Below are 4,287 nucleotides of genomic sequence, written 5' to 3' on the forward strand. Positions count from 1 at the left end.
GAGGCGGCGCGAAGCGCCGCCTCTCTCTTCTGGGTTTTGATTTATCCTAATGCAAGTGGCTATAGCTATAATACGCATACAGCGATCGCCTTAAAAGACTATGAATGCCATCAAATACAAAGCCATCATCAAAAATGGCAAACTAGAAATGCCGATAATCGACCTTCCTGAAGGAACGATTGTCGAAGCAATCTTATTAATTGCATCAGAAATCGAGTCAAAAATAGAAATGGATGAAACCGCATATTTGCTATCCACAGAAGCTAATCGCCGTAATTTATTGGAAGGCTTAGAGCAATTAAAACAACCGCAAAACTATATCTATGTTGATGTTGCCGCATTATGAGAAAAGTTACATTTCGCGAAAAATAAGGATTACCCGTCATTGGCGCGAGACAAAAACTATTGAAATATTAGAATCAATCCTTGCTAATGATAAATAATTCCCTTCTGTATCAGATTATTTGAGCTTGTAGTGAATAGGCGATCGCACCTTTAGCATTATTAGCGATCGCGAAATTACAAGGGACTAAATAGAGTAACAATTCTAGCCAACACATCATCAACGATCTCGTCTGGCACACTCTCCAACTTTCGAGCCTTACGCGCAGATAAATCAATAGGACGGGGTTGATCGCAACGAACTACACCTTTAGTTCGGGTTCCAGCAGAATCCAGAGAAACAGCAAAACCTGCGGTTCTTGCAAAACTTCCACCCGATGTAATTGGAACCACGATCGGAACTTTAGTTAAAGCATTGAATTTATCAGGAGAGACAATCAGAAATTGTCTAGTAACCTGTTGTTCATGTCCTTCCGTGGGATCGAGCGAAACAAGATAAATATCACCACGTTTCACAGTTCATTACCCACAGGTTCGACATCTAGCCAAACGCAATCATCTTCCGTTATCGGAGCATTAGGATTGCATTGTGCCAAAAGCTCATCTAGTGAATATTGTGGTTTCAGTTGAGGTTCAATAATCAGTCTGCCATTATCAACAGCAACCCCCACAGTTGTACCTGATTGTAGGTTCAAAATTTCGAGAACGGCGGGAGGAATCGCCAACATGATCGAGCCACCGACCTTACGGAGATTTGTGGTGTGCATAATTTATCTATTAGTTATATTTAAATATAACATTAGCAAAAACCTCAAGCGTCATTACAGTCAAAAAATAACTTGAACCTTTTGGCTAGGAGCAAATGTCTAAATCAGCGTAAAGCGTTAAACATTTGATTCAAGGCGATCGCCAAAGGTAATATTATGAAAAGCTTGATTCTGCCCATTCTTGCCATTACTTCAGTAGTCAGCACCCTCAGCCTAGTCAATCCCAGTTCCGCCTCCGCAGGTACGATCTATAATCGCGAAGTTAATCAACAGGAACGCATTTATAAAGGCGTGCAACAAGGCACAATCAGCCAAAGCGAATACAAAAATCTAGAAAAACGTGAAGCACGTATCGAAGCCCAGCGTCGTAATTATCTCAGTGATGGACATTTGAGCCGTCAAGAAGCAGCCCGTCTCACCCGCGAACAAAATCGTGTTTCTAACGTAATTTATCGCGATCGCCATAATTAATCAAAAAAATCAAACAAGCAGTACAAAGTACTACTTGTTTAACGTCAGTTCGGGTTAAGCTGGCAAATTTTAAAACACCAAAGGTAAAAGCCTTGCGTAGCAAGGCTTTTACCTTTGGTGTTTGAGAAAGGGTTTGCGTAGCAAACCCTTTCTCAAACCCCGTTTCAAATTATCCCGAACTCACGATTTTTTAATACTTTTTCCCAGTCAAGAATTGGTAGTGCTAGCACTACCAATTCTTGACCATAGAAAGGTAAGTGCTTGTGCAAAATAAATTACCCAAACCCGTAAAGTTGCGCCCCGTAGGGGCGCAACTTTACGGGTTTGGGTTTGTAATTAATTATGCCCAGCTACTTACGGGGTGAAATCCGAATAGAGACAGAGGTTAGCGGTGATTACATATCAGTACAATAGACTGAGAGTAAACCGTAAAGATAAACTATGATCCCAACCGTAATCGAACAGTCTGGTCGTGGCGAAAGAGCCTTTGATATTTTTTCGCGCCTACTGCGGGAGCGGATCGTATTTTTGGGGCAACAGGTTGACGATAGTATTTCTAATATCATTGTTGCTCAGTTGCTTTTCCTTGAAGCCGACGATCCCGAAAAAGATATTTTCTTATATATCAACTCTCCTGGGGGATCTGTGACCGCAGGTATGGCTATTTACGACACGATGCAGCATATTCGTCCCGATGTATCGACAATTTGTGTAGGGCTAGCGGCAAGTATGGGTGCTTTTTTGCTCACTGGTGGCGCAAAGGGCAAAAGGCTATCATTACCGCACACAAGAATCATGATTCACCAACCTCTTGGTGGCGCACAGGGGCAGGCAACGGATATTGAAATTCAAGCGAAGGAGATTCTCTACCATAAGAGTCGTCTCAATGAATTGATGGCTTTCCATACTGGTCAGCCGATCGATCGCATTGCGGAAGATACTGATCGCGATTTCTTTATGTCTCCCTACGAAGCGAAAAATTATGGACTGATCGATGAAGTTGTTACTCAACGCCCTAAATTTGAAGTAGCAGCATAATCTTTTAAAAAAATGGCTCAAGTCTTGAGCCATTTTTTTGAGCCATTTTTTGAGCTATTTTTTGAGCCATTTTTTGAGCGATTTTATTTTTGTAAGTAGCTGGGCATAATTAAAACCCAAACCTTATAACAATTCACGAAAGTGCGACAACACTTTTGTGAATTGTTATAAGAGTTTTAAAAGCACAAAATAGCGTAGCCTTTTTGTACTTTGGTATAAGGTGTGAGTGGAGTAGAGTTTATGAAATTGTTTGGTACGGATGGCATTCGCGGTCATGTCGGTGATTTTCTCACAGCGACATTGGCGCTCGAAGTCGGTATTAGTGCAGGCAAAATTTTAAAGGAACGGGTCGAACAAGATTGTGCAGATCGTGCGGATCAAGCCAATGCGATCGCGATAGGGCAGGACTCCCGAACTTCAGGAGATATGCTATCGACGGCGATTTCCGCAGGATTAACCGCAGCAGGTTGGGATGTTTGGCATATTGGACTATGCCCCACCCCTGCGGTAGCTTACCTGACTGCGAATTCCCCTGAAATTTTTGGTGGTGTCATGATCTCAGCTAGCCACAATCCACCAGAGGATAATGGCATTAAGTTTTTTGGAGCAAATGGGACAAAACTCTGTAGCGAAACCCAGCAGGCGATCGAGGCAGTTTTAGAAGCGCGAGGTCATGCCAATCTGTCTCAGCCCTCTCAGGATTGGGGTAAATATCAGGAAAAATCCCATTTAATTGATCGCTATCAAGAGTCTTTACAAACCTCGATCGCTACAGATTTAAGTGGTTTGAAGGTGGTGCTCGATCTTGCCTATGGTTCGGCAACCCTTGTATCGATGCAAGTATTTCGGAATCTGGGAGCGGAGGTGATTTGTTTACACCAAGAACCCGATGGCGATCGGATTAATGTGAATTGCGGTTCTACGCATCTCGAACCCTTACGCACAGCCGTGAAAGAACATCATGCGGATATGGGCTTTGCCTTTGATGGCGATGCTGATCGCGTTTTGGCTGTTGATCGCCATGGTCGGATCGTCGATGGCGACTATATCCTGTACCTATGGGGACAGGAGTTGATGGAAAAAAATCAACTGCCCAACAGCGAGATCGTGACCACGGTAATGGCAAATCTGGGCTTTGAAAGAGCTTGGCAAAAGCTGGGTGGCAACTTAGTACGGACAGCCGTTGGCGATCAGTATGTCCATGCGGAAATGGTGCGATCGGGAGCCATGCTGGGCGGAGAGCAGTCGGGGCATGTGCTATGCCGTCACTATGCAGTTAGTGGTGATGGTTTGCTAGCAGCACTACATCTCGCCGCTCTGGCAAAACAAAAAGCCCCCCTCGATGAACTAATGGATCGCAGTTTTCATCCTTTTCCCCAATTACTCAAAAATGTGCGCGTGGAAGATCGCGACCAGCGACGCAATTGGCAGTCCTGCGATGCCCTAGTCCAAGCGATCGCCTTAGCTGAACAAGATTTAGGCGATCGGGGCAGGATCTTAGTTCGTGCTTCTGGTACAGAACCACTGATGCGCGTAATGGTCGAGGCAGAAACCTTCGACTTAGCAAATCATTGGACAAATAGTTTGGTCGGGTTGATTGAAAAACAACTTGTTAAGGCTTAAAAAAAACAAGCCAAGAATGGCGGCGCGTAGCGCCGCCATTCTTGGC

At 44.1% G+C, this 4,287-nt stretch carries 6 protein-coding genes; 4 read left to right on the forward strand and 2 right to left on the reverse strand.

Features of this window, described 5'->3' with window-relative positions:
• The first annotated feature begins 148 nt into the window (after positions 1-148).
• A complete protein-coding gene (locus tag PSE7429_RS21900) occupies positions 149-346 on the forward strand; it encodes a hypothetical protein (RefSeq protein WP_233424416.1) in 198 nt (65 codons plus the stop codon).
• Positions 347-519: 173 nt separating this feature from the next.
• On the opposite strand, the gene PSE7429_RS21905 is transcribed toward PSE7429_RS21900, so the two are convergent.
• Together PSE7429_RS21905 and PSE7429_RS21910 are read right to left on the reverse strand one after the other, a co-directional pair.
• On the reverse strand, positions 520-858 hold the full coding sequence (locus tag PSE7429_RS21905; protein WP_009629570.1) for a type II toxin-antitoxin system PemK/MazF family toxin: 339 nt from the start codon (positions 856-858) through the stop codon (positions 520-522).
• Complete coding sequence (locus PSE7429_RS21910) at positions 855-1,109, reverse strand: AbrB/MazE/SpoVT family DNA-binding domain-containing protein (RefSeq protein ID WP_009629571.1); 255 nt, start codon at positions 1,107-1,109, stop codon at positions 855-857. Before PSE7429_RS21910 ends, PSE7429_RS21905 begins: the two co-directional genes overlap by 4 nt.
• A gap of 156 nt (positions 1,110-1,265) precedes the next feature.
• Here PSE7429_RS21910 and PSE7429_RS21915 point away from each other — a divergent pair, with 156 nt between their 5' ends.
• The 3 genes from PSE7429_RS21915 (at position 1,266) to glmM (ending at position 4,241) form a co-directional block, all read left to right on the forward strand.
• A complete protein-coding gene (locus PSE7429_RS21915; protein WP_009629572.1) occupies positions 1,266-1,580 on the forward strand; it encodes a hypothetical protein in 315 nt (104 codons plus the stop codon).
• Positions 1,581-2,021: 441 nt separating this feature from the next.
• Positions 2,022-2,618 carry an ATP-dependent Clp endopeptidase proteolytic subunit ClpP gene (gene clpP, locus PSE7429_RS21920; protein ID WP_009629573.1) on the forward strand — a complete coding sequence of 199 codons (597 nt, stop codon included), beginning with the start codon at positions 2,022-2,024 and terminating at the stop codon, positions 2,616-2,618.
• A 240-nt stretch (positions 2,619-2,858) separates the two neighbouring features.
• Complete coding sequence (gene glmM, locus PSE7429_RS21925) at positions 2,859-4,241, forward strand: phosphoglucosamine mutase (RefSeq protein ID WP_009629574.1); 1,383 nt, start codon at positions 2,859-2,861, stop codon at positions 4,239-4,241.
• Positions 4,242-4,287 lie beyond the last annotated feature (46 nt).

The organism is Pseudanabaena biceps PCC 7429, from assembly GCF_000332215.1.
GTDB lineage: Bacteria > Cyanobacteriota > Cyanobacteriia > Pseudanabaenales > Pseudanabaenaceae > Pseudanabaena > Pseudanabaena biceps.

What these genes read in the sequence shown, in the direction of transcription:
- glmM (WP_009629574.1), top strand. Translation starts at nt 2,859, where the DNA reads ATGAAATTGTTTGGTACGGATGGCATTCGCGGTCATGTCGGTGATTTT.
- PSE7429_RS21910 (WP_009629571.1), bottom strand. Translation starts at nt 1,109, where the DNA reads ATGCACACCACAAATCTCCGTAAGGTCGGTGGCTCGATCATGTTGGCG.
- clpP (WP_009629573.1), top strand. Translation starts at nt 2,022, where the DNA reads ATGATCCCAACCGTAATCGAACAGTCTGGTCGTGGCGAAAGAGCCTTT.
- PSE7429_RS21900 (WP_233424416.1), top strand. Translation starts at nt 149, where the DNA reads ATGCCGATAATCGACCTTCCTGAAGGAACGATTGTCGAAGCAATCTTA.
- PSE7429_RS21915 (WP_009629572.1), top strand. Translation starts at nt 1,266, where the DNA reads ATGAAAAGCTTGATTCTGCCCATTCTTGCCATTACTTCAGTAGTCAGC.